22 protein-coding genes and 1 tRNA gene are annotated in these 24,590 nt (G+C 63.5%); 18 read left to right on the forward strand and 5 right to left on the reverse strand.

Translation table 11 applies throughout. The features are described 5' to 3' along the window. Window positions 1-28: 28 nt before the first annotated feature. Entirely contained in the window at window positions 29-550 is a 522-nt protein-coding gene (locus tag ATK23_RS02935) for a cytidine/deoxycytidylate deaminase family protein (RefSeq protein ID WP_174520592.1), read from the forward strand. Here the strand turns inward: ATK23_RS02935 and ATK23_RS02940 are convergent. Both ATK23_RS02940 and ATK23_RS02945 read right to left on the reverse strand, forming a co-directional pair. Continuing rightward, window positions 490-840: a VOC family protein gene (locus ATK23_RS02940; protein WP_066137520.1), complete on the reverse strand. Its 351-nt coding sequence runs from the start codon at window positions 838-840 to the stop codon at window positions 490-492. The genes ATK23_RS02935 and ATK23_RS02940 overlap by 61 nt on opposite strands. A 118-nt stretch (window positions 841-958) precedes the next feature. Continuing rightward, entirely contained in the window at window positions 959-1,339 is a 381-nt protein-coding gene (locus ATK23_RS02945; protein ID WP_066137521.1) for a hypothetical protein, read from the reverse strand. A 186-nt stretch (window positions 1,340-1,525) separates the two neighbouring features. On the opposite strand from ATK23_RS02945, the gene ATK23_RS02950 reads away from it, so the two are divergent. From ATK23_RS02950 to ATK23_RS03000, 11 genes are all read left to right on the forward strand, one after another. Beyond that, window positions 1,526-2,422: a ParA family protein gene (locus ATK23_RS02950; RefSeq protein WP_038990337.1), complete on the forward strand. Its 897-nt coding sequence runs from the start codon at window positions 1,526-1,528 to the stop codon at window positions 2,420-2,422. Next, on the forward strand, window positions 2,422-3,324 hold the full coding sequence (locus ATK23_RS02955) for a segregation and condensation protein A (RefSeq protein ID WP_066137523.1): 903 nt from the start codon (window positions 2,422-2,424) through the stop codon (window positions 3,322-3,324). The genes ATK23_RS02950 and ATK23_RS02955 overlap by 1 nt, the downstream gene beginning before the upstream one ends. Beyond that, window positions 3,317-3,907 carry an SMC-Scp complex subunit ScpB gene (gene scpB, locus ATK23_RS02960; RefSeq protein ID WP_038990339.1) on the forward strand — a complete coding sequence of 197 codons (591 nt, stop codon included), beginning with the start codon at window positions 3,317-3,319 and terminating at the stop codon, window positions 3,905-3,907. The genes ATK23_RS02955 and scpB overlap by 8 nt, the downstream gene beginning before the upstream one ends. A gap of 102 nt (window positions 3,908-4,009) precedes the next feature. Further along, window positions 4,010-5,116, forward strand: coding sequence for a pseudouridine synthase (locus ATK23_RS02965; protein WP_066137525.1), 1,107 nt, complete (start codon window positions 4,010-4,012; stop codon window positions 5,114-5,116). A 3-nt stretch (window positions 5,117-5,119) separates the two neighbouring features. After that, window positions 5,120-6,220 (forward strand): prephenate dehydrogenase, encoded by a 1,101-nt coding sequence (locus ATK23_RS02970; protein WP_066137527.1) that lies wholly within the window; start codon window positions 5,120-5,122, stop codon window positions 6,218-6,220. Beyond that, the gene (gene cmk / locus ATK23_RS02975; RefSeq protein WP_407645318.1) at window positions 6,187-6,897 is read left to right on the forward strand and encodes a (d)CMP kinase; all 711 of its coding nucleotides are present in this window, start codon (window positions 6,187-6,189) and stop codon (window positions 6,895-6,897) included. Before ATK23_RS02970 ends, cmk begins: the two co-directional genes overlap by 34 nt. A gap of 65 nt (window positions 6,898-6,962) precedes the next feature. Continuing rightward, window positions 6,963-8,495, forward strand: coding sequence for a ribosome biogenesis GTPase Der (der, locus tag ATK23_RS02980; protein WP_066137531.1), 1,533 nt, complete (start codon window positions 6,963-6,965; stop codon window positions 8,493-8,495). Window positions 8,496-8,596: 101 nt separating this feature from the next. Then, window positions 8,597-8,673 (forward strand) — tRNA-Pro (locus ATK23_RS02985). Window positions 8,674-8,772: 99 nt separating this feature from the next. Continuing rightward, a complete protein-coding gene (locus ATK23_RS02990; protein ID WP_066137532.1) occupies window positions 8,773-9,615 on the forward strand; it encodes a PhzF family protein in 843 nt (280 codons plus the stop codon). Window positions 9,616-9,820: 205 nt separating this feature from the next. Next, a complete protein-coding gene (gene abc-f, locus ATK23_RS02995; protein WP_083515377.1) occupies window positions 9,821-11,527 on the forward strand; it encodes a ribosomal protection-like ABC-F family protein in 1,707 nt (568 codons plus the stop codon). Between the two features lie 425 nt (window positions 11,528-11,952). Next, the gene (locus ATK23_RS03000) at window positions 11,953-13,842 is read left to right on the forward strand and encodes an FAD-binding monooxygenase (protein ID WP_066137534.1); all 1,890 of its coding nucleotides are present in this window, start codon (window positions 11,953-11,955) and stop codon (window positions 13,840-13,842) included. 245 nt (window positions 13,843-14,087) lie between these two features. Here ATK23_RS03000 and ATK23_RS03005 read toward each other — a convergent pair whose 3' ends face one another. Next, window positions 14,088-14,450, reverse strand: a complete 363-nt coding sequence (locus ATK23_RS03005) for a DUF488 domain-containing protein (protein ID WP_066137536.1) — start codon at window positions 14,448-14,450, stop codon at window positions 14,088-14,090. 266 nt (window positions 14,451-14,716) lie between these two features. Here ATK23_RS03005 and ATK23_RS03010 point away from each other — a divergent pair, with 266 nt between their 5' ends. The 4 genes from ATK23_RS03010 to ATK23_RS03025 all read left to right on the forward strand — a co-directional run bounded on the left by ATK23_RS03010 (window position 14,717) and on the right by ATK23_RS03025 (window position 17,358). After that, the gene (locus ATK23_RS03010; RefSeq protein ID WP_038990347.1) at window positions 14,717-15,169 is read left to right on the forward strand and encodes an FHA domain-containing protein; all 453 of its coding nucleotides are present in this window, start codon (window positions 14,717-14,719) and stop codon (window positions 15,167-15,169) included. 74 nt (window positions 15,170-15,243) lie between these two features. Further along, window positions 15,244-15,999: a transcriptional regulator FtsR gene (gene ftsR, locus ATK23_RS03015; RefSeq protein WP_236641107.1), complete on the forward strand. Its 756-nt coding sequence runs from the start codon at window positions 15,244-15,246 to the stop codon at window positions 15,997-15,999. A 40-nt stretch (window positions 16,000-16,039) separates the two neighbouring features. Beyond that, window positions 16,040-16,522, forward strand: coding sequence for a bifunctional nuclease family protein (locus tag ATK23_RS03020; protein ID WP_038990348.1), 483 nt, complete (start codon window positions 16,040-16,042; stop codon window positions 16,520-16,522). Window positions 16,523-16,764: 242 nt separating this feature from the next. Then, complete coding sequence (locus ATK23_RS03025; RefSeq protein WP_066137538.1) at window positions 16,765-17,358, forward strand: MerR family transcriptional regulator; 594 nt, start codon at window positions 16,765-16,767, stop codon at window positions 17,356-17,358. Between the two features lie 105 nt (window positions 17,359-17,463). Here ATK23_RS03025 and ATK23_RS03030 read toward each other — a convergent pair whose 3' ends face one another. Next, entirely contained in the window at window positions 17,464-18,279 is an 816-nt protein-coding gene (locus ATK23_RS03030; RefSeq protein ID WP_066138895.1) for a ParA family protein, read from the reverse strand. Between the two features lie 351 nt (window positions 18,280-18,630). On the opposite strand from ATK23_RS03030, the gene ATK23_RS03035 reads away from it, so the two are divergent. After that, a complete protein-coding gene (locus tag ATK23_RS03035; RefSeq protein ID WP_066137540.1) occupies window positions 18,631-22,083 on the forward strand; it encodes a pyruvate carboxylase in 3,453 nt (1,150 codons plus the stop codon). A 100-nt stretch (window positions 22,084-22,183) separates the two neighbouring features. Continuing rightward, the gene (locus ATK23_RS03040; RefSeq protein WP_066137542.1) at window positions 22,184-22,726 is read left to right on the forward strand and encodes a hypothetical protein; all 543 of its coding nucleotides are present in this window, start codon (window positions 22,184-22,186) and stop codon (window positions 22,724-22,726) included. Here ATK23_RS03040 and ATK23_RS03045 read toward each other — a convergent pair. After that, on the reverse strand, window positions 22,699-24,510 hold the full coding sequence (locus tag ATK23_RS03045) for an AMP-dependent synthetase/ligase (RefSeq protein WP_066137544.1): 1,812 nt from the start codon (window positions 24,508-24,510) through the stop codon (window positions 22,699-22,701). The two genes, ATK23_RS03040 and ATK23_RS03045, sit on opposite strands and share 28 nt — an antisense overlap. Window positions 24,511-24,590 lie beyond the last annotated feature (80 nt).

Consider the following 24,590-nt stretch of genomic DNA (forward strand, 5'->3'; position numbering starts at 1 on the left):
GCGAGACGCATGCGGCTAGGCTGGAGCCATGAAATCAACACCGCGCGAGCTGCACTGCCGTGAACTGGCAGAAGCCGAAGTACAACTGGTTGAGCTGGCCCGGCGAACCATCGAGGCGGTGACCGACGCGCCCGATGGCGGCGACGGGATGCACACCATGGGGGCCGGTGTGCTTGCTGCCGATGGCACGATGCACGCAGGAGTGAATTTCTACCATTTCACCGGAGGCCCGTGCGCGGAGCTGGTGGCCCTGGGAGCCGCTCGCGCAGCCGGGGCGGTGGATCCGCAGGTGGTGGTCGCGGTGGGCAATCAGGGTCGCGGAATCAAGAACCCGTGCGGTCGGTGCCGGCAGGTGATGGCCGACAGCTATCCGCGGCTTCGGGTCATTGTCCAGACCCCGGCCGGGGCGCGCAGTATCGCGATCGGTGAACTGCTGCCATGGTCCTTCGATTGGGTGGCGGAGCAGGCCTGGGCACCCGGGGGCCAGGCTCAGCGCGAAAGTCCCACCAGCGGAGAGGCGAGCACCACCCGGTTGCCGTCGGGGTCCTGAAGCTGCAGGATCCGTGCCCCGCCGCCGGGCTGCGGGCCCTGGTGCTCAATGCCTGAGGCGAGCAGGCGTTCGGCCTGGGCATCCAGGTCGGCGACTTCCAGGACCACTGTGCTGTGCCCTGCGCGTTCGGGGTCCGTGAAGACCTGAAGGCCGAAGCCCGGGGCCAGATGCCATTCGATCAGCCCGTCCATGGGCCGTGCATCCGGCGCCCTGCCAAAGACCCGGGCATACCAGTTCTCCGCCCGAGCCGCATCGGACACCGTGCAATTGCCGAGCATTCCCGTGAACATCGCCCTCGCCCCTTTGGCCGCCAGTTACCAGCGCGTGTTCATCCATTCGACCACTGCCGGGTACCAGGTTCAAGAACCCTTGGGCGATGGCCAGCGAATGACCGGACTGGGCGCCGGATCAGCGGCCGCCCGAGGCGAGCAGCGGCTGCAGGCGCGGGCCGAAACGGACCTCGTGCTCCAGCTTCACCAGCTCCTTGGCGGGCACCTGGATCTGCTCGGCGGCAAGCAGGGAGGCGATGTACTCCCAGTAATCGTGCAGCGCCTCGGCCTGCGTCCGCCCCGGCGCCGGCTCATCCGGGCCCACCACAGCCAGTGCGGTGTCGCGGATTTCCTCCGGGCTCGCCTGCTGCCACTGCGCGCTCGTGGAGAAGCCACGGTCATCGAGCAGCACGATGCATTTCCCGTCTTCCAGCTGGGCCTGGAAGAGCACGCCGACGCTGACCTGGGTACTGCCCGGCTCGGCTTCGGCCAGGCTGGCGAACTTGGCAATCAGCTTCATTGTTCCCTTTCAGTGAATGCCAGTTGGCATTCAGCTCGCATACAACATTAGAGCTAAGGTTCAAGGTAAAGGCTCGCCGTGAAAGAGCCCAAAAAACCAAGATCTTTTGCTTCGGCCGATAACCTTGGAATGAGCTTACAGCTCGAGGAATCAGGTTTATCGAACGGGAAGTGTGGTTTACCCATCGTGAGCGAGGAACAGGGAAATAAGCACCGCGGAGCGGGGATGCTCAAGGAGCCTCGTCCGGTGGGTCCAACTGGCAAGCCATTGACAGATTTCCCCGTGCCAGCACCGCTGCCTTCGCACGGCCCGGCACGCGTGATCGCCATGGTGAACCAGAAGGGCGGCGTCGGCAAGACCACCTCCACCATCAACCTCGCTGCCGCGCTCGCCGAGTACGGCCGCAAGGTGCTGCTGGTGGATTTCGACCCGCAGGGCGCGCTGTCCGCGGGCTTCGGAACCAACCCGCACGAAATGGACATCACCGTCTACAACGTGCTGATGGACCGCAAGGTCAAGATCACCGACGCGATTGTGAAGACCGACGTCGAGAACATCGATCTGCTGCCGGCCAACATCGATTTGTCCGCCGCCGAGGTGCAGCTGGTCAACGAGGTCGCCCGCGAGCAGGTGCTCGAACGCGCGCTGCGCCACGTCATCGACGACTACGATGTGGTGCTCATCGACTGCCAGCCATCTTTGGGCCTGCTGACCATCAACGCGCTGACCGCCGCCCACGGCGTGATCATCCCGCTGACCGCAGAGTTCTTCGCGCTGCGTGCGGTGGCCCTGCTGATGGAAACCATCGACAAGGTCAAGGACCGGCTGAACCAGGTGCTGGAGCTGGACGGCGTGGTGGCCACCATGTACGACGCGCGCACCCTGCACAGCCGCGAGGTCATCACCCGGCTGGATGAGGCCTTCGGCGACAAGCTCTTCGAAACCGTGATCAAGCGCACCATCAAGTTCGCCGACGCGAACGTGGCCGCCGAACCGATAACTTCCTACGCGGCCAACCACCCGGGTGCCGAGGCGTACCGCAACCTCGCCCGCGAACTGATTTGGCGTGGTGGTGCCCCGTAATGAGCGCCACGCTCAGCGAGGAAACCGCCACCGAATCCACGACACCAGCTGAAGCTGGGCAGGAATCGGCTGGCGGTTTTCGCCTTGCCCTGCAGAACTTCAACGGGCCCTTCGATGTGCTGCTGCACCTGATCACCAAGCGCGAGCTGGATATCACCGAGGTCGCACTGGCCGAGGTCACCGACGAATTCATCGCCTACCTGCGCGAACTGCAGGCTGCCAGCGCAGAAAGCGGCAGCGACGGGATGAAGGTGCTCGACGAGACCACCGAATTCCTCGTGGTCGCCTCCACGCTGCTGGATCTGAAGGCTGCCCGGCTGCTGCCGCGCGGCGAAATGGCCGACGAGGAGGACTTCGAGCTGCTCGAAGCCCGCGACCTGCTGTTCGCCCGCCTGCTGCAGTACAAGGCTTTCAAACAGGCCGCCGAATTCCTGGGCGAACGCTACACCGCCGAGGGCGCCCGGCATCCCCGCGAGGTCTCGCTGGAACCGCAGTTCGCCGCCCTGCTGCCGGAACTGGTGTTCACCATCGGGCCCGACGCGCTGGCGGCGATGGCTGCCAAGGCGCTGGCGCCGAAGCCCGAACCTGCCACGGAGGTCGGGATCGGGCACCTGCACGGGGCGAATGTCACGATCGCCGAGGAAGCCGAGTCGATCACCGCCCTGCTCGAAGCCCGCGGCACGCTGGCCTTCACCGAACTGGTCGCGGACGCGCCGGCGCAGCTGGTGGTGGTCGTGCGTTTTCTGGCATTGTTGGAGATGTTCAGGCAGAAAGCCATCAGCTTTGCGCAACAAGATCCGCTCGGGCCGCTGCTGATCTCGCTGATCCAGGAATCGAGTTTCGATGCGCAGGCGGTGCAAGACGACTACGAGGGGAGTGATGGTGAGGTGAATCATGAGTGAGATTGCACCCATTGACCGGCTGCCGGGGGGCCTGGAATCGGGTCTTGAAGCGGTGCTGATGGTCGCCGATATCCCCGTATCCTCGGCGCGTTTGGCCGAAATCTTCGAGGTGCCCACGGCCAGGGTTGCCGCCGCTTTGGAGAATCTTGCTTCCGAGTATGATGGTAAGGATCGCCCGCGCGGATTTGAACTGCGTCGCGTCGCCTCCGGGTGGCGCTTCTATTCGCGGGCCGATTACGCCGATTTCGTCTCCAGTTATGTGCTCGACGGGCAGACAGCACGCCTGTCGCAGGCCGCCCTAGAAACCCTGGCTGTCATCGCTTACCGACAGCCGGTCTCGCGTGGACGTATTTCGGCGATTCGAGGTGTCAACGTCGATTCAGTGGTGCGCACGCTGCTCACCCGCGGCTTGATCACGGAGTATCCGGAAGTCGGGGATGGCGGAGCGACGCTGTACCAAACCACCGAATACTTCCTGGAACGACTGGGACTGGGCTCGCTTGATGAGTTGCCTGCACTGTCCCCGTATCTTCCCGGGGTGGCCGATCTCGAATCGCTCGATTCGGCAACCTACGACGACTAGGTAGCTGCCAGCCGGCAGCTACACCGGACCAACCACGCGTGAAGCCGATGCCACTGGCGGGCTCGCGCAGCGAACACGTAACAGCAAGGGACACAGGCAAGCATGAGCAGGGGATCCTCCTCCGGCCGCGGCGAACGCGGCGGCAATTCGAACTTCGGCGGCAAGCCAGCAGGCGGCCGCAACAGCAACGGCGGCAAATCCGGGGGCAAGTCCTACGGCAAGCCAGGTGGCGCTGGCCGCACCGGCGGCAAGTCCTTCGGCGAGAAGCCGCACGGCAAGTCGTCCTTCGGCAAGCCGGGCGAGAAGTCGAACCCGGCCAAGCGCAACACTTCGGCAGCGCGCAAGAACTCCGAGCGGGCTTTCGGCAAGGAACGCTTCGGCAACTCCGTGCCGAACAACTACGCACGCCCGACCCAGCGCGCCCGCGCCCAGGCCCGTGCCGAGAACCAGGCGGCCCGCGAGATCAACGGGGAGCAGCAGGATGGCATCCGCCTGCAGAAGGCTATGGCCAACGCCGGGGTGGCATCGCGCCGCGTCTGCGAGGAGATGATCCTCGAAGGCCGCGTCGAGGTCAACGGCAACCTCGTCGTCGAGCTGGGCACCCGCGTGGACCCGGACAAGGACCGCATCCACGTCGACGGCATGCGCATCCAGACGAACCAGGCCAACCGCTACTTCGTCTTCAACAAGCCGAAGCACGTGATGTGCACGATGGACGACCCGGAAGGCCGGCGCACCATCGCCGACTACTTCAAGAACGAGCACAAGTCGCTGCGCCTGTTCCACGTCGGCCGCCTGGACTACAAGACCGAAGGCGTGCTGATCCTGACCAACGACGGCGAGCTGGCCAACCGCCTGCAGCACCCGAAGTACGAGGTCCCGAAGACCTACCTGGTGCAGATCCCCGGCCCGCTGCCGCGCGCGGTGAGCAACCAGCTGCGCGAGGGCATCAAGCTCGAAGACGGCTGGATCAAGGTCGATGACCTGAAGATCATCGCCACCACCCCGAAGCACGTGATGGTCGAGGTGACCCTGCACTCGGGCCGCAACCGCATCGTGCGCCGCATGTTCGACGCCGTGGGCCACCCGGTCCAGCGCCTGGTGCGCGTCGCCGTGGGCCCGGTGCAGCTGGGCGACCAGAAGCAGGGCACCATCCGCTCCCTGGGCAACCAGGAAGTCGGGCACCTCATGGCCATGGTGGGGATGTAGCCGATGGCCGCCTCGCACCTCGCAGGCCCGGTGCTGGTCATCGGCACCGGCCTGCTGGGCACCTCTGTGGGACTGGGACTGCGCGCCAAGGGCGTGCACGTCTACCTGTCGGATATTTCGCCGACCGCGGCCGGGGTTGCCCAGGACATCGGCGCCGGCGTGCTGCTGGAAAACCAGCAGATCGCACCCGAACTGGTAGTGATCGGCGCCCCGCCGGATGTCACCGCCGCGCTGGTCGGCGATGCGCTGCTGGCCTACCCGAACGCCACGGTGGTGGACATCGCCAGCGTCAAGGGCTCGATCCTGGCCGGCGTGCTGGCCGATACCCGGCTGGGCGAGGCCGAGACTTCCCGCTATGTGGGGACGCACCCGATGGCCGGCCGCGAGAAATCCGGTCCGGCGGCCGCCCGCGGCGAGCTGTTCACCTCCATGCCGTGGGTCATCTGCACCCACGACGGGGCGCAGGCCTCGCGCGTGAAGGCCGCCGAATCCCTGGCCATCGACCTGGGCGCGACCATGCACCGGATGAGCGTCACCGAGCATGACGAATCCGTCGCGCTGATCAGCCACTTCCCGCAGGCGGCCAGCTCGATGATCGCCTCGCGCCTGCTGAACGCCGAAAGCCACCAGCTGGCCCTGGCCGGCAACGGGCTGCGCGACACCACGCGCATCGCGGCCAGCGACGAGAAGCTCTGGATCCAGATCTTCTCGCACAACGCCGACGCGCTGGTGCCGATCCTGACCGGGATGAAGGAAGACCTGGACCGACTGATCAACACGCTGCGCAACCCGCAAGGGGCCGGCGCGCTGCTGGACCTCTCGCAGCTGATGACCGAAGGCAACGCCGGGCGTGCCCGGATCCCGGGCAAGCACGGCGCACCTCCGCAGGCCTTCGCCCTGGTGACCGTCGTGATCGACGACCGACCGGGGCAGATCGCCCAGCTGCTGACCGAAATCGGCGATGCGCAGATCAATATCGAGGATTTGCGCATGGAGCACTCCGCCGGTCACCAGGTCGGCATGGTGGATGTTTCGGTCGTGCCCGGCCGGCGCGATGAACTGATCGACGTATTGACCAAGAACGGATGGAAAGTAGCCCAGTGAGCACCTTGAACAACGACAAGCTTGTTATTGCCATCGACGGCCCCAGTGGCTCCGGCAAGTCCTCGGTCTCCAAGGCCGTCGCCCGCAAGCTGGGCGCGGCCTACCTGGATACCGGTGCCATGTACCGCGCGATCACCTACTCGGTGCTCGCCGACGGCACCGACCTGGCCAACGCAGACGCCGTGGCCCAGGCAGTGCGCGATGCGAAGCTGTCCATCTCGGTTGATCCGGATGCCGAACTGGTCGAAATCGGCGGGGTGGATGTGACCGCGGCGATCCGCGAACCGCGCATCTCCGAGCAGGTCTCCACCGTGGCCACCAATCTGGCGGCGCGTGCCGAACTGGTCCGCCGCCAGCAGGAGATCATCGCCGCCAACGCCCGGATCGTGGCCGAAGGCCGCGACATCACCACCGTGGTCGCCCCGGACGCGGATGCGCGCATCCTGCTGACTGCTTCGGAGGAAGCCCGCCTGCGCCGCCGCGGCCTGCAGCTGGGCGGAACCCAGAACGACGCGCAGCTGGCCACCCAGGTGCTGGCACGCGATGCGAAGGACTCCACCGTGGTGAACTTCACCCAGGCCGCCGACGGGGTCATGACCGTTGACTCCTCGGAGCTGGATTTCGAGCAGACCATCGACGCGGTGCTTGACGCCATCAGCACCGCAACGAAAAACTAGCCTCAAGCTGGTGCCCATCCTCGGCGAGAGCCGATGAAGATTACGATCGCTGTGAAGGGAAAATCATGAGCGAGAACAACTCCACCCACGACGAGGAATACATCCCCGTTGGAGACGACGATATCGCCGAGCGCCTGGCCGAACTGAGCGAGGAAGAGGCCGACGTCCGCGCCAAGGCCCTGCTCAGCGGACTGGAAGACTACGATCTGGACGACGAGGACTCGGCCCTGCTGGCAGGCCTGGACCACTTCGACGACGACGATGAAGACGTCGTCATTCCACCGGTCCTGGCTGTCATCGGACGCCCCAACGTGGGCAAGTCCACCCTGGTCAACCGCATCCTCGGCCGCCGCGAAGCGGTCGTGGAGGACACCCCGGGCGTCACCCGCGACCGCGTGTCCTACTCCGCCGAGTGGATGGGACGCCCATTCACCATCGTGGACACCGGCGGCTGGGAGCACGATGCCAAGGGCATCCACGCCTCGGTGGCCGACCAGGCGGAAATCGCCGCCGACGTCGCCGACGCCATCCTCTTCGTGGTCGACTCCCATGTGGGGGCCACCGCCACCGACGAGGCCGTGGTGAAGATGCTGCGCAAGAAGGGCAAGCCGGTCTTCCTGGTGGCCAACAAGGTCGACGACTTCAACCAGGAAGCCGAAGCCGCCGTGCTCTGGGGCCTGGGCTTCGGCCAGCCCTGGCCGGTCTCGGCCCTGCACGGCCGCGGCACCGCCGACCTGCTGGACGCGGTCATGGAGAAGCTGCCGGAGCATTCGGCGTTCGGCGGCATGATCCCCTCGGGCGGTCCGCGCCGCATCGCGCTGATCGGCCGCCCGAACGTGGGCAAGTCCTCGCTGCTGAACAAGGTGGCCGGCTCCGAGCGCGTGGTGGTCGACGACTACGCCGGCACCACCCGCGACCCGGTGGACGAACTGGTCGAGCTGGGCGGCGAAGTCTGGCGCTTCGTTGATACCGCAGGCATCCGCCGCCGCCAGCACATGGCCGTCGGCTCGGACTACTACGCGTCGCTGCGCACCCAGACCGCGCTGGAAAAGGCCGAGGTCGCAGTGATCCTGCTGGCCGCCAACGAGACCATTTCCGAGCAGGACGTGCGCATCATCCAGCTGGCCATCGAGGCGGGCCGCGCGATGGTCATCGTCTACAACAAGTGGGATGAGGTGGACGAGGACCGCCGCTACTACCTTGAGCAGGAGATCGAACGCGACCTCGCGCACATCGAATGGGCCCCGCGCGTGAACATCTCGGCGAAGACCGGCTGGCACAAGGACAAGCTCGTTCCCGCGCTGAATACCGCGCTGGAATCCTGGGACAAGCGCATCCCGACCGGCAAGCTGAATGCCTTCCTGGGCGAGCTTGTCGCGGCCCACCCGCACCCGGTGCGCGGCGGCAAGCAGCCACGCATCCTGTTCGGCACCCAGGCCTCGGCCCGCCCGCCGCGCTTCGTGCTGTTCACCACCGGCTTCCTGGATCCGGGCTACCGCCGCTTCATCACCCGCCGGCTGCGCGAAACCTTCGGTTTCGAGGGCAGCCCGATCGAAGTTTCGATGCGAATCCGCGAACGCCGCGGGCGCAATCGCTAAATTTCGAATTTAGCCCTTCACTTGGTGTAGGCTAATGGAGGAGCTTTTCGCAGACGGCACCCTTGGTTCTCACGACTTGGGGATAACGGCTGCGAGGGCATCGGGCTATGGCGCAGCTTGGTAGCGCGCCTCACTGGGGGTGAGGAGGCCGTGGGTTCAAATCCCGCTAGCCCGACCAACCGATCGGAAAACCCCGTCGAGATGACTTCTCGGCGGGGTTTTGCCGTACCCGCCCGCAATTGCGCATCCCGCGCCCGAGCATCCGGAGGATGGTCCAATGCAACGCAGATTCCAGCAGGTCGATGTCTTCAGCACCGTCCCGTACAAGGGCAACCCCTTGGGTGTGGTGCTCGATGGCGACGGGCTGGAGGACGAAGCGATGCGCAACTATTCGCTGTGGTCCAACCTCTCGGAGGCCACCTTCATCCTGCCGGCACGCCACGTGCAGGCCGACTACCGGTTCCGGATCTTCGCCCGCGACCGCGAATACCCGTTTGCCGGCCACCCGGCCCTGGGCACTGCACGCGCCTGGCTGCAGGCCGGGGGAGTGCCGCGCGACCCGAAGCAGCTGATCGCCGAATGTGGTGCCGGGCTGGTGCCGATCAGGATCGACGGCGAGCTGCTGTCCTTCGCCTCGCCGCCGGCGACGCGCACCGGCGCGATCGGGCGGCGGGAACTGGCGGAAATGCTGCAGATCCTGGGCATCGGCACGGAGCAGGTGGTGGACGCGCAATGGGTGGACAACGGCCCAGGCTGGGCCGCTATCCTGCTGCAGGATGCGCAGCAGGTCCTGGAGATCTCGGCGCAGGCTCCGCAGCGGTCCGGCCGCTGGAAGATCGGGGTCCTTGGCGCGTTGCCACCCAGTACGCCAGGCGGGGGCTTCGAAGTGAGGGCGCTGACCATCGAAAACGGCGCAGTGCGCGAGGATCCGGTCACCGGGAGCCTGAATGGCGCGGCCGCCCAATGGCTGATCGACGCCGGGCATGCCGCCGCGCCGCTGGTCAACCGGCAGGGCGCCAAGGCGGGACGCGATGGAGAAGTGCATTTGGAGATGGCCGACGGGCAGCTCTGGGTGGGCGGCGCCACGAATGTGCTCATTGAAGGCAGTATCGACCTCTAGCCGCACGAGCCTTGCCAGCACCGAACCCAGAGCATTAGCCTTGGACGATGGGCACGATAATTCTTGGGATCCATTTCCTCTAGGCGCCAGCCAGCGTTGAGCTTTGCTTCGCTGCCGCCAAGTCCTCGGCACCTGCGAGTGCCTCCAACCACCAGCACCGAAGCCTGCTCCGGCGGGCGGAACCGGTGCGAGGCAGGAATGACCCATGACCCACTCCCGGAATGTGCGCCCCTCCGATCGGCGCGAACAAGACACCGAACCGGATGACGTCTGCTTGTTGCAGGACATCGCGGTCAGCTTCGGCGAACGAGATGTCCTCGCCGGCATCGAACTGTCCATTTCCGCTACCGATCGCATCGCCGTGCTTGGCGATAATGGTTCGGGCAAATCTACGCTGATGCGTGTCATCGCCGGAAATCTGGCACCCGACCGCGGGCAGCGCACGATGAACGCGCCCGGCGCCGTTGCCTATGCCGCGCAGAACCCGCGCTTCGCGCAAGCGATGAGCGTGCAGCAGGTGATCGACTCCTACCACCAGCGCTTCCGCGAACTGGAAACCTTGATGCGCGTCATATCCAATAGGCTCGACGATGCCCCGGAGGATCAGGCCCAACGGCTCCTGCAGCAGCTGCAGAAAGTTACCGATCTGTACGAAGCCGCCGACGGCTATTCGCTGGCGCCACGCCTGGACAGCGCGCTGGAGCAGCTGGGGCTGGGGCAGATGGACCGGCAACGACCCGTTGCGCAGCTATCCGGCGGGCAATCCTCACGACTCGCCCTGGCCTGCGTGCTGTGCTCCGGTGCGCAATTGCTTCTGCTGGATGAACCGACGAACGACCTTGACGAGACAGCCATGAACTGGCTGGAGCGGACCATCGACAAGCACCGCGGCGCCCTGGTGCTGATCAGCCACGACCGGATGTTCCTCAAGCGCTTCGCCCGGTCCATCATCGAGGTCAGCGATGGCCAGCTCGCGCACTACGGCAACGGCTATGACGGTTACCTGCATGCCAAGGAGCAGGAGAGAACCGCAATCCGCGTGGCCTATGGGAACTGGGTCCAGGAGTATGAGCGTTCGCAGAATCTGGTCGACAAGTACGCTTCGCGCGTTGCCGCCATCCCGCGCAAGCAGGACAAGGCAGGTTTCGGGCACGGCAATTTCCGTGCCCGCGATTCCAGCCACGGCTCGACTTCGAAGATTCGCCAAGCCAAGTCGCGTATCGAGGAACTCGAAACCCACCGTGCCCCTGAGCCTGCCGCCGAATTGGCATTCGCCATGCCTAGCGGCGGCGAAGGCCAGCACAGCGGTGAAACCCTGCTGAAGGTGATGAACGCGCAGCGCAGCATCGCGCCGAAACTGTCCACCGGCAGCTTCGAAATCAAGCTCGGTGAGCGTTGGCTGGTCACCGGCTCCAACGGCGCTGGCAAATCTACGTTGCTGAAGATGCTTGCCGGCGAACTGGAATGCACCGCGGGGCGGATCGAGCGCGCTGCTCACCTGCACTGCGCTTGGCTGCGCCAGGACATCGGGGTCCTTCCCGGCGACAGCCTGATCGAAGCTTTCGCCTCGGCCACCAGCCAGTACGTCCAGGATGCTGGTGCGTCCTTGGCCAAGCTTGGCTTGTTTGCGCCGCAGGATTTCCTGCGGCATCCCATGGCGCTGTCGGTGGGCCAGCGCCGCCGCTTGGAACTGGCCGTTGCGGTCAGCACCAAGGCGCAGGTGCTGCTTCTCGACGAGCCGACAAACCATCTTTCCCCGGCTCTGGTCGAGCAGCTGGAAGCCGCACTGGTGGATTACCCGGGCACCGTGATCACGGTGAGTCATGACCGGCGATGGCAGCAGAAAATGCGCGAGCACGCGGTAGTGCATCGGCTCTCAGTCTCAGCCGGACGCGTCGAGCTGGTTAAGTAGCCCTCTGCCAGCCAGCATCTGCCACTCAAGCCGCCGTTTCGATTCTCCGGTTCGCGGCCCGAACCGCCGACGAACGTGCCGCGGGGTGGGCACGGCTCAGCTGCAATCCAATTCATCCGCTGCTTGCTGCCAGCTGCACGGTCCCGGCTCCCGGGTGGTCTGCGCAAAGGCCAGCAGTGCACCGAGCGCTCAAGTGCAGCTCGAACCTCCATGAACAACAAGTACTGGAGTCTGCTGGCGCGCAGTGGGAGCCTCTGCGGCAAAGGGCATCAAGCGACCCGAGCGCGTGGGGTGCCGCCTACGTCCGCTTGTGTGTGAGCTCACAGATCGTATATGATTAATGTGCGATAAAAGATCATGGAGTTCTAATATCGAACAAGTAGCGTATTGACTGAGGTCATCAGAGGGAATTGGGGGATGAAACGGTGCAGTTTCACCACAACGGATACATTTCGGCAGATCCACGAGTGCAGCCAGCTGCTGGTGCGGGCGTAAATCGTCCCGCCGAGCTGCCGGATGAAATGGATGTGCTGATCGTCGGCGCCGGTCCTGCCGGGATCATCACCGCCGCTCAGCTGGCCCAATTCCCTGATGTGCACACCCGCATCATCGACCGGCGCCCGGGCCGGCTGGAAATCGGCCAGGCCGACGGAATCCAGTCGCGCACCGTCGAGACCTTCCAGGCGTTCGGCTTTGCCGAGCGCATCACCGCCGAGGCCTATATCATCAAGGAAACCACCTTCTGGAATCCCGACCCGGCAAACCCGGAGCGGATCATCCGCACCGACCGCACCCCCGATGACCCAACGGGTGTCAGCGAATTCCCGCACCTCGTCGTCAACCAGGCTCGAGTCATCGACTACTTCGCTGAATTCGCCTCGAACTCGCCAGCCCGCACCGTCCCGGACTACGGCTGGGATTTCAAGGAACTGGTCGTCGAAGACGGCGAGGAGTACCCCGTCAAGGTCACCCTGATCGGTTGCACGGAGGGCAACGAGGGCATCGAGCGCGTAGTGCGGGCCAAGTATGCGGTCGGTTCCGACGGGGCCCGTAGCAATGTCCGCCGCTCAATTGGCGCGAAGCTCTCGGGAGATAAGGCCAACCACGCCTGGGGTGTCATGGATACCCTGGCGCTGACCAACTTCCCGGACGTGCGCACCAAATGCGCCATCCATTCCAAAGCCGGCTCGATTCTGCTGATCCCGCGCGAAGGCGGCCAGCTCTTCCGCCTCTACGTCGACCTCGGCGAAGTCCCGGAGGATGACAACGGCAAGGTCCGCGAGACCCCGCTGGAAGAAATCATCGAGCGCGCCAAGGCGATCTTGAATCCCTACACCCTGGAGGTCAAGGACGTTGCGTGGCACAGCGTGTACGAAGTGGGCCACCGACTGGCCGACCGCTTCGACGATGTAGCGGTCGAGGAAATCGGCACCCGCGAACCGCGCGTGTTCATCACCGGCGATGCCTGCCACACGCACTCGGCCAAGGCGGGCCAGGGCATGAACGTGTCCATGCAGGACGGCTTCAACCTGGCCTGGAAGATCGGCTACGTGCTCTCCGGCCGGGCTCCGGAAAGCCTGCTGCGCACCTACTCGGAGGAACGCAAGGTGATCGCCAAGGACCTGATCGACTTCGACAAGAAGTGGTCCTCCATCATGGCCGCCTCGCCCGAGGAGCTCGAAGGCCAGGAAGGCGTTGCCGAGTTCTACGTGCGCACAGCCGAATTCCCTGCGGGCTTCATGACCGAGTACCCGCAGTCGTCGCTGACCGCCGGCAAGGACTACCAGGAACTGGCTGCCGGCTTCCCTATGGGCAAGCGCTTCCGCTCCTCGCAGGTCATGCGCCTGGCCGATGCCAATCCGAAGCACCTGGGCCACCACCACCGGGCCGATGGCCGCTACCGCATCTACGTCTTCGCAGACCAGCTGCCAATCGGGCAGTCGCAGAAGATTGCCGACCTGTCGAGCTGGCTGCTGGAGGACGAGCGGTCGCCGCTGGTGCGCTTCACCCCGAAGGGCGCCGACACCGATGCGCTGTTCGACATCAAGGTCGTCTACCAGCAGGACTACACCACGATGAACGTCAACGACGCGCCCAAGGTGTTCCGTCCGAACATCGGGGACTTCGGACTCATGGATTACGAGAAGGTCTACACCACGCTGGAAGGCTCAGATATCTTCGAGGAGCGCCAGATCTCCCGCGATGGCGCGATCGTGATTGTCCGTCCGGACATGTACATAGCCAACATCCTGCCGCTGGACGCTACCGAAGAGCTGGCCGGCTTCTTCGAACCGACCCTGCTCGATCAGCGCTAAGCAGTGCGCTGACTGACGGCATCCAAGATGCCGATGGCACCGCGAATATCTCGCGGTGCCATCGGCATCTTGCTGGAGTCGGTCGCAGCTTCAAGTCCGGAATATTTGCTGGCCTGGCGCGGTTGTACCACTAGGACAGGGCTATTCGACGAAAGGTGCCACGGTGGGCGGGGAATTCAGCTTCGATCTTCAGCAGGTTGTCGCTTCGGACATGGTGTGCGCCGACGGCGTATGCTTTGTGCCTCCTACGGAGCAGACAGCTGATCCAGCAGATAGTCACGCAACACCACCGCGTGATTAGCCTGCTCATCCTTCGCTCCGTAGACGAAGGTGACCACTGGATGCTGGGAGAGTAATTCCAGGAAATCATCGACTGCGGGATTCTGGTTCAGTTCGGTGCGATAGTGCTGGGCGAATTCATCAAAGCGGGCGGGGTCATGATCCCAGCCCTTGCGCAGCTCGGTGCTCGGCGCAATGCCCTTGGCCCAGTGATCGAGCTGGAGCACCGCCTTGCTTTGCCCGCGCGGCCAGAGCCTGTCAACCAGAATCCTGTAGCCATCCTCGGCGCTGGGCGCTGCGTATGCCCGCTTGAGCAGTATTTTCGTCATGATTCACCTGAAAGTTCCTGATATGGCCTTGCATCGATTTCATCTGTGCGAAAAGATCGAAGTGTTGGCGATCCCAGTGCATCTTCTTCTCTAATGGCATCATGCCACACTGGCCATCCGGCGCATCGGAAAATATGTACTTTCTGTTATCACTTGGGCAGTGAGTAGGCTAATCTGTAAATAGTTTGGTAATACTGACTGTGCCAACGTAGAACACAAGGTCGTCACGCACGAACTGTAAGCAGAATTTTCTGGAGGACCCCACAATGTCGGAACATCGGCCGGTTGACCCGCACAACGAGTCTGCCTCTGAGACGACCAATATCGCTCTTCCTGGGGCGCACAAGGGTGCTGAACCTTCGGTCATCTACACCCTTAGTGAAGATGAGAAAAACGCAGTTAACGCCCTTCCAGCTGGTTCTGCGTTGCTTATCGCCCATTCAGGACCGAATAAGGGCGCACGTTTCCTGCTGGACACCGACGAGAGCATCGCAGGCCGGCATCCGAACGCCGATATCTTCCTGGATGACGTAACCGTTTCGCGTCGTCACGCCAAGTTCTCCCGTACTGGCGAGCGCTTCACCCTCAGCGACATCGGATCGCTCAACGGCACCTACATCAACGGGGACCGCATCGACGAAATCCCATTGAGCACCGGCGTGCAAGTTCAGATTGGCAAATTCCGCCTGAATTTCTACCAAAGCGTTCCCAACCTTTAAACTGGTAGAGTTCGAGGTTTTGTTCGCCGGCGTCTAGCACGCCGACATATCCATACATCCGAGGTGTAGACCCTTTGCCGATCTTTGACGCAGCCCGCAGCCCACGACTCGAGGCACCACGCCACGAGACCGTCCGGCAGGCCGCGCTGAATATCGGCGAAGTGCTCTCGGAACTCAAGGATGAATTCCCGCGCGTCACCGCTTCCAAGATCCGTTTCCTGGAAGACAAGGGTTTGATCATCCCGCAGCGCACCTCAGCCGGATACCGGAAGTACTCCGCGTCGGACGTGAGCCGCTTGCGTTTCATCCTGTCCGTGCAACGCGACCAGTACCTGCCTTTGAAGGTCATCAAGGACCACCTTGACTCGGTGGACCGCGGTGAAGCACCGGCGGCATTGCCTGGCGGAGCCCCGGTGGCTCCCAAGGCAGTCAACAACGACATGGCCGAGGCCGTGGAGCGAAAGGCCCGTTCGGTCTCCATGGCTGAGCTGCAGGGGCTGACCGGCGCCAGTGAGGATCTCATCGGCGAATTGATCAAGTTCGGCTTGATCGAACCGTTGGCTGGCCTGTTCGACGCCAGCAGCATCAAGGTCACCAAGTCGGCGGTACAGCTGGCCGGTCATGGCGTCGAGCCCCGCCATCTGCGGCAGTTCCGCACAGCGGCCGATCGCGAGTTCTCGCTGATCGAATCGATTGTCGGCAACGAACTGAAAAAGCCGGAAGTTTCCGCCCGCGCCCGTGCCGCGGAAGAGGCCCAGGAAATCTCCCGCCAGTGCCTGGAAATTCACGAAGCCCTAGTGCAACGTGCTATTTCCCAACTAGATCGCTAGGCTGAATTCCATCAGGAAACCACAACTCTAAGGGGCTAGCATGCTGGAACTGGAGTTTGCCGGGATCCGTATTCAACTGCCGGCGAATCAGCCGCTGCTGCTGCTCAAGTATCCAGAGCGGAATCTCTACCTGCCGCTGTGGATTGGCGCGCCCGAGGCTTCGGCCATTGCCATGTCCGAGCAAGGGCTCACACCGCCGCGTCCGATGACTCACGACCTGTTGATCAGCGTCATTGAAAGCATGGGCGTGAAACTTGAACGGATCGAAATCGTCTCGGTGCACAACGCCGTATTCGTCGCCGAACTCGTCCTCTCCAACGGCAAACGCGTGGATTCGCGTTCCTCTGATGCGGTGGCGCTGGCCGTGCGCGCGCAGTGCCCCATCATGTGCGCCGAGGATGTCCTGGAGGAAGCAGGAGTGGCGATCGAAAACGAGTCAGACGGCGAAGAAGCGCCCGAAGAGCAAATGCGGGAATTCCGGGAATTCTTGGACAACATTGATCCAGAAGATTTCTCCTCATAGAAATCGGACGTTTGGTTTCAGCGGAATACAGGCCTTGAATTGGGTAATTCCCGATGCTCGCGCGACACGCCTTAAAGTTAAGCTTGAAGGTCTTTGACCATTAGGCATTATCGCCGTACCGTCTTTGCATAGGGACATTTAAATAGAGCTGTATTTTGATGGTCATCACTCGCATCTGCGCGGTTCTTATTCGGTCCCTGGATACTCGTTTAGGAACGTGCTGACACGCAAGGAGCAATTGGATGGAGTCTCGCCAGACTGGGCCTCACTATGGGGTCGATGGTGGCACCAAGCAATCCAGTACCCAAGGGTTGCTCTTCACCGATGACCTGCCTGAGCTGGACGAGCATGCAGGCTACCGTGGTCCGATTGTGTGCAAGGCGGCAGGCATCACCTACCGGCAGCTCGACTACTGGGCACGTACCGGCTTGGTGGAGCCAGCAGTGCGCGGAGCCAAGGGCTCTGGCAGCCACCGGCTCTACTCCTTCCGGGACATCCTTGTGCTCAAGGTCGTCAAGAGGTTGCTGGACACCGGAGTATCACTGCAGCAGATCCGTTCGGCTGTTTTGCATCTGCGTGAACGCGGTGTCGAGGATCTTGCCCAGATCACTCTGATGAGCGATGGCGCTTCGGTCTACGAATGCACGAGCGCCGATGAGGTCATCGATCTCGTCCAGAAGGGTCAAGGCGTGTTCGGCATCGCCGTGGGCCGCGTCTGGCGCGAGGTCGAAGGATCGCTGGCCCAGCTGCCATCTGAGAGCTCTGCGCAGCAGGCCCTGCCTGAAGACGAGCTGGCTGCCCGTCGTGCCGCCAAGGCCGCTCGCAACGTCGGTTAAGCCTGGGACTGGAAACCAATACTTAAACTACTGGCCGGATCTTCCACGAAGGAAGATCCGGCCAGTAGTTTATGTTCCAATTTCTCCAGATATCGTCCGGAGATCCTAGGTGTTGTTCGGGCCTGCGGCAGACATGACTTCCTTGAGCAAGGCATCGAACTGGGCCAGCATCGGGGCGGTGGCTTTCGAAGGCCACTGGTGCACCGAATACGCGGCGCCCTGGATCTGCTGCCACTCCGGGTGCTCGGGAATTTCGGGCTTGACCATGGAATCGCCGAACATCTGGCGCATTTCGCCCAAGCGGAAGGTGTGCTCTGCAGAATCCTTGCGGACCCGGTTGGCGACGACGTGTACCGGTCCCAAGGACGGAGCGAACTCGCGGCGGAACAGTTCCAATGCGCGCTGGGTGCGCTCGGTGCCGGCGACGGAGAACAGGCTGGGTTCTGCGACCAGCAGGAGCTGATCCGATGCGCTCCATGCCATGCGGGTCAGGCCGTTGAGCGATGGCGGGCAGTCGATGAGCACCAACTGGTAACCGCTGGTGCGGGTCAGGAGCTGGGAGAGGCGGCGCAGGTCGCGGGTGCGCAGATCAGGGCGATCGTAGATTCCGGTGAAGGCATCGCCAACAGCAACGTCGAGCACTGGAATGCGGGTGCGGGACTTCTTCTCTGCTGCCTTTGACTGCCAGGCGCTGGCGACAACCTGATCCTGCAGGCGGGCACGGCGAGCGTTCTTGAGCATCTGCCCAATTGGCTGCTTTCCGTTAGCCCGGACTCCGAGGCCAGTGCTGGCATCCGCATGGGGATCCAGGTCAATGACGAGAGTCGGAATGCCGGCGGCAAGTGCTGCTGAAGCCAATCCGAGTGTCACGGAGGTTTTTCCTACGCCACCCTTGAGGCTGCTGATGCTCACTACGTGCACGGACCAGACCACGCCTTTCACTGTTCGTTAGTTTAAACGTCCCACCGAATTTTTAGTCTCTCATCATCATAGTGTGCCGACCGGCGTTTCTCCGACTTTGCAACGTGAGTTTTTGCCATTAGGCACAAGTTAGTGATTAAAACTTCACAGCTCCAATTATTTCATGTGGTCTGACCACAAGATGAAATGTTTGGACGTTCTGGAGATTCCCCGTGTAGGGTATTTCACAGAAGTGGCAAATGCTTGCCGCTTTTCGAGACCCGACACGCTGGTGTGGCGGGCAAGCACCTGGCGGAAACAGTCCCGAGGGTGCCGTTGTGCCAGCGTGTAATGATTCGATGTAGGGACACTATGTTTGAAAAGATCTTGGTCGCCAACCGCGGTGAGATTGCAATTCGTGCCTTCCGTGCCGGCTACGAGCTGGGCGCAAAGACCGTTGCTGTCTACCCACATGAAGATCGCAATTCGATCCACCGCCAGAAGGCCGCAGAGGCCTACCAGATCGGCGAAGAGGGCCATCCGGTCCGAGCCTACCTGGATATAGACGAGATTATCCGCGTTGCCAAAGAAGCCGGCGCGGACGCAATTTACCCGGGCTACGGATTCCTCTCGGAGAACCCCGATCTCGCCCGCGCTGCCGAAGCAGAAGGCATCAAGTTCATCGGTCCAAAGGCCGACGTGCTTGAACTGGCCGGCAACAAGGTCGCGGCACTGAAAGCAGCCCGCGAAGCAGGCATTCCGGTACTGGAATCCTCCGAGCCAAGCGACGACGTCGACTACCTGATCGCCGAGGCCGATCGCATCGGCTTCCCGATCTTCGTCAAGGCAGTAGCCGGCGGCGGCGGGCGCGGCATGCGCCGCGTCGACAAGCGCGAAGACCTGCCGGAACTGATGGGCGCGGCCATGCGCGAAGCCGGCACCGCCTTCGGCGACCCAACCGTCTTCCTGGAGCAGGCAGTGCTGCGTCCGCGCCACATCGAGGTGCAGATCCTCGCCGACGAGCAAGGCAACATCGTCCACCTGCATGAGCGCGACTGCTCGCTGCAGCGCCGCCACCAGAAGGTTGTCGAAATCGCTCCGGCACCGAACCTGGACGAGTCGATCCGCCAGGCGTTGTTCCGCGACGCCGTGAAGTTTGCCCAAACCCTGGGCTACCAGAACGCCGGTACCGTCGAATTCCTCGTCGATACCGTGGGCGAGCGCGCCGGTCAGCACGTCTTCATCGAGATGAACCCGCGCATCCAGGTGGAGCACACGGTGACCGAAGAAGTCACCGACATCGATCTGGTCCAGGCGCAGATGCGCATCGCCTCCGGCGAATCGCTGAAGGACCTGGGCATCAGCCAGGATGCAGTCCAGGTGCGTGGCTGGGCACTGCAGTCCCGCATCACCACCGAAGATCCGGCCAACGGCTTCCGTCCGGATGTCGGAACCATTACGGTGTACCGTTCGGCCGGCGGCTCGGGCGTACGCCTAGATGGCGGCACGATCTACACCGGTGCGGAGGTCTCGCCGCACTTCGACTCGATGCTGGTCAAGCTCACCTGCCGCGGCCGTGACTACGCCACCGCCGTGGCCCGCGCCCGCCGTGCGCTGGCCGAGTTCCGCGTGCGCGGCGTGGCCACCAACATCCCGTTCATCCAGAATGTGCTCAGCGACCCGCAGTTCCTGGCCGGTGATGTCGCTACCGACTTCATCGATTCCCGTCCGGATCTGCTTACCGGCAACGAGTCCCAGGACCGCGGCACCAAGGCGCTGAACTACCTGGCCCATGTCACGGTGAACCAGCCCAATGGCAGCCGTGTCGAGGGCATCGACCCGCGCAAGAAGCTTCCCGCGTTCCCGGGCGACAAGTCCGACGAGCCGGAGCGTTCGCCATTCGACGGCCCATCGAAGTCTGCCGCACCGGTTGACGGCTGGCGCCAGAAGCTGCTGGAGCTGGGCCCCGAGGGCTTTGCCAAGGCGCTGCGCGACTCGAAGGCGGTGGGCATCACCGATACCACCTTCCGCGACGCGCACCAGTCGCTGCTGGCCACCCGCGTGCGTACCCGCGACCTGCTCGCCGCCGCTCCGGCCTACGCGCACAACGTGCCGCAGCTGTTCTCCATGGAGGTCTGGGGCGGTGCCACTTACGATGTGTCCCTGCGATTCCTGGGCGAGGATCCATGGAAGCGCCTGGAGCTGCTGCGCGCCGAGCTGCCGAACATCCCGCTGCAGATGCTGCTGCGCGGACGCAACACCGTGGGCTACACCCCTTACCCGACCGAGGTAACCGACGCGTTCGTGAAGGAAGCAGCCTCCGCTGGCATCGACATCTTCCGCATCTTCGACGCGCTGAACGATGTGTCGCAGATGGCCCCGGCCATCAAGGCAGTGCGTGAAACCGGCACCGCGGTCGCCGAAGTGGCTCTGTGCTACACCGGCAACCTGCTGGATGCCAACGAGAAGCTGTACACCCTGGACTACTACCTGGACCTGGCCCAGCAGATCGTCGATGCCGGTGCGCACATCATCGCGATCAAGGACATGGCAGGCCTGCTGCGCCCGGCCGCTGCCACCAAGCTGGTGACCGCGCTGCGCGAACGCTTCGACCTGCCGGTGCACCTGCACACCCACGACACCTCCGGCGGACAGATGGCAACCCTGATGGCTGCCATCGATGCCGGCGTCGACGCCGTGGACGTGGCCAGCGCGGCCATGGCGGGCACCACCTCGCAGCCTTCGGCGTCCGCACTGGTTGCGGCGCTGGAATTCACCGAACGCGATCCAGGCCTGTCGCTGGATGCCGTGGCGTCGCTGGAACCGTACTGGGAAGCAGTGCGCGCGATGTACAGGCCATTCGAATCCGGACTGCCGGCGCCGACCGGCCGTGTCTACCAGCATGAGATTCCTGGCGGCCAGCTTTCGAACCTGCGCCAGCAAGCCATCGCGCTGGGCCTGGGCGAGCGTTTCGAAGCCATCGAGTCGATGTACGCTTCGGTCAACGACATGCTCGGCAACGTGGTGAAGGTTACCCCGTCATCCAAGGTCGTCGGCGACCTGGCCCTGCAGCTGGTCGGCTCCGGCGTGCCTGCCGCGGACTTCGAAGCGAACCCGCAGAACTACGACATCCCGGATTCGGTCATCCAGTTCCTCTCGGGCGAGCTGGGCAACCCTCCAGGCGGATGGCCAGAGCCATTCCGCACGAAGGCGCTGCAGGGACGCAACGTCAAGGCCCGTATCGAGGACCTCTCGGCGGAAGACGCGGCGGCGCTGAAGTCGGATTCGGAGACGATCCGCGGCACCCTGAACCGGCTGCTCTTCGCAGGCCCAACCCGTGACTTCGAGAAGTCGGTGGAGAACTACGGCGATTTGTCCGTGCTGCACACCCGCGACTACCTCTACGGCCTGGTTCCAGGCATCGAGCATGTCATCTCGCTGGGCACCGGTGTCCGACTGCTCGTCCGGCTGGTATCGGTGTCGGAAGCTGACGAGAAGGGCCTGCGCACCGTCGTGGTCAGCCTCAACGGCCAGTCCCGCCAGGTCAGGGTCCGCGATGAATCGGTGGAATCCACCGTGAAGTCCGCGCCGAAGGCCGACCCTAACGACAAGGGCCATGTCGCCGCACCATTCGCCGGAGCCGTGACGGTCAACGTCAAGGTCGGCGACTTGGTCGAGGCCGGCCAGTCGGTAGCCACCATCGAAGCCATGAAGATGGAGGCAGGCATCACCGCCAACACCGGCGGCGTGGTCAGCCAGGTAACCCTGAACGGCACCAGCCAGGTGCAGGGCGGTGATCTGCTGCTGGTCATCGAACCGAAGTAGCACCCGCCGTACCCGGAGCGCAGGGGCTCGCGACCACGGTTGCGGGCCCCTGCGCTCTGCCGCAAATGATCGTGCGAACCAACTAGCTGAAGGAGCAGGGATGCGCGCACACAAGACGAAGCCCGGGGCTGTGTCCGAGGAGCTGAAGCAACAAGTTGCCGAGCTGGGATCTAGGATCCTGCCCATCTCGGTACTGGTCTTCACCCTCGACACGCATCTGCCATTTTGCGAAATTGCCGAGCACTTGGCCGAGCAATTCGGCGAGCTGGAGTGCCAGGCCACGGTAGCCACGGCCGGGCCGCAGCGCGTGCAATCGGTGAGGGAAGGCAAATTCACCGGTGTGAACGTGCTGGTGGCGGTGGGGGATACCAGCGCCGAATCCGAAGACCGGTTGATGGAACTGGTGGAATGGCTGCTGGCCAATGGCCGCAAGGAGCTTGCCGCGAACCTGATCTACGCGGTGCTCGGCCACGAGCACCAGAACCACCCTGCCCCGGCGTTCAGCCGCGTGGTCCTGCCGCGCAGCTACTATGCCCGGACACAGCAAAGCGGCCTCAAGTTGCCTTGGGCCGCTTCAGCTCGCGAATCGTGGGAGCTGGCTCATGCTGTCCTGGATTATGCAGTGGGCTTGGGAGCCGAGTAGATCTGATCGATCACTGCTTCGTAGTCCTTGAGCACCACCGCACGCTTGATCTTCATCGAGGGAGTCAGATGGCCGGTTTCCTCGGTGAAGTCAGCGGGCACGATGCGGAAGGACTTGATTGCCTCTGCCTTGGAGACCGAGGCATTGGCCTTGTCGATTACCGCTTGCACGGTTTCGAGCACCTTCGGGTGGGTCGACAGCTCCTCTAGCGACAGGTCCTTGTCCATCTGGTGGCGGGCCAGCCAGCCCGGCAGGGCTTCCTGGTCCAGGGTCACCAGGGCCGCAATGAACGACCGGCCCTCGCCGATGACCACGCATTGGGATACCAGCGCGTCGGCGCGGATCTGGTCCTCGAGCAGGGCAGGAACCACGTTCTTGCCGCCAGCGGTCACGATGATTTCCTTCTTGCGGCCGGTGATCTTCAAGAATCCATCGGCGTCGAGCTCGCCGATATCCCCGGTGTGGAACCAGCCGTCGGTGAAGGTCTCGTCCTGGAGTTCCGGGCGGTTGCGGTAGCCGCGCATCACGCAGATGCCCTTGGCGAGGATCTCGCCGTCAGCGGCAATGCGCACGGCGTTGCCCGGCAGCGGCTTACCGACGGTGCCGATCTTGATGCGGTCAAGCGTATTGACCGAAATCGGCGCGGTGGTTTCGGTCAGTCCGTAGCCTTCCAGAATGGTCACGCCCATCCCGTTGAAGAAATGGCCCAGGCGTTCGCCCAGCGGGCCGCCTCCGGAGACGGCATGGCGGATGTTGCCGCCCATGGCCGTGCGCAGCTTCTTGTAGAGCAGGGCGTCGAAGAGCTTGTGCTTCAGATTCAGCGCCAGCGGAACCTTGCCCTGCTGCGTGGCCTTGGAATACGCCACCGCGACGCTGACGCCGGCGTGGAAGATCTTGCCCTTGCCGCCGTCCTCGGCCTTGAGCATGGCCGAGTTGTAGACCTTCTCGAAGACGCGTGGCACGGCGAGGATGAAATTCGGCTTGAAGGACTGCAGGTCCTCGAGCAGGTGCTTGACATCCGGGGTATGCCCGGTGCGGCAGCCGGCGGCCACGTTGACCACCGAGATGAAACGGGCGAATACGTGGGCCAGCGGCAGGAACATGATGGTCGATGCGCCCGGGTAGACGGCACCGGGCAAGGCAGCCACCGCATTCTCGGCCAGTTCCACGAAGTTGCCGTGGGTCAGCTCGCAGCCCTTGGGGCGGCCGGTTGTGCCAGAGGTGTAGATGATTGTGGCGACATCTTCCAGGGATGCGCCTGCCCGGCGGGTTTCGAGCAGCTGGTCATCGACGTTCTTGCCATCTTCGGAGAGCTGGTCCAGCCCGCCGTCGAACTGCCAGACATGATCCAGGGAATCGAGCTGCTCCTGATGGGCGGCGCGGCGCACGACCGCTTCTTGGGCGGCGGCCTCGACAACCACGGCCTTGGCGCCGGAATCCGAAACGATCCAGGCAACCTGGCTGGGGGAGGAAGTTTCGTAGATGGGAACGGTGATGCAACCGGCGAACCAGATGGCGAAGTCCACCAGTGTCCACTCGTATCGGGTCTTGGCCATCAGGGCGATCCTGTCGCCGGCCTCGATGCCGTTGGCGATGAAGCCCTTCGCGATGGCCCGGGCATCGGCAGCGAACTGCGAGGCAGTGACATCATTCCATGTTCCGTCGGCTCCCGGCTTGGAGAACAAGGCCGGGTTCGCCGCTGAATTCGCGTGGCGCAGCAGCAGATCGGTAATGTTCGACTGCTCTGGCGAATGAATGCGAATTGGCGAGCTGTATTCGCGCATCTGGTCTTCAACTCCTGAAACTTCGTGTGACCCCATTAGCAATTGCGGGTAATCCGCATCACATGTTTATTACTATAGAG

This window comes from Glutamicibacter nicotianae, from assembly GCF_002797775.1.
Classification (GTDB): Bacteria; Actinomycetota; Actinomycetes; order Actinomycetales; family Micrococcaceae; genus Glutamicibacter; species Glutamicibacter nicotianae.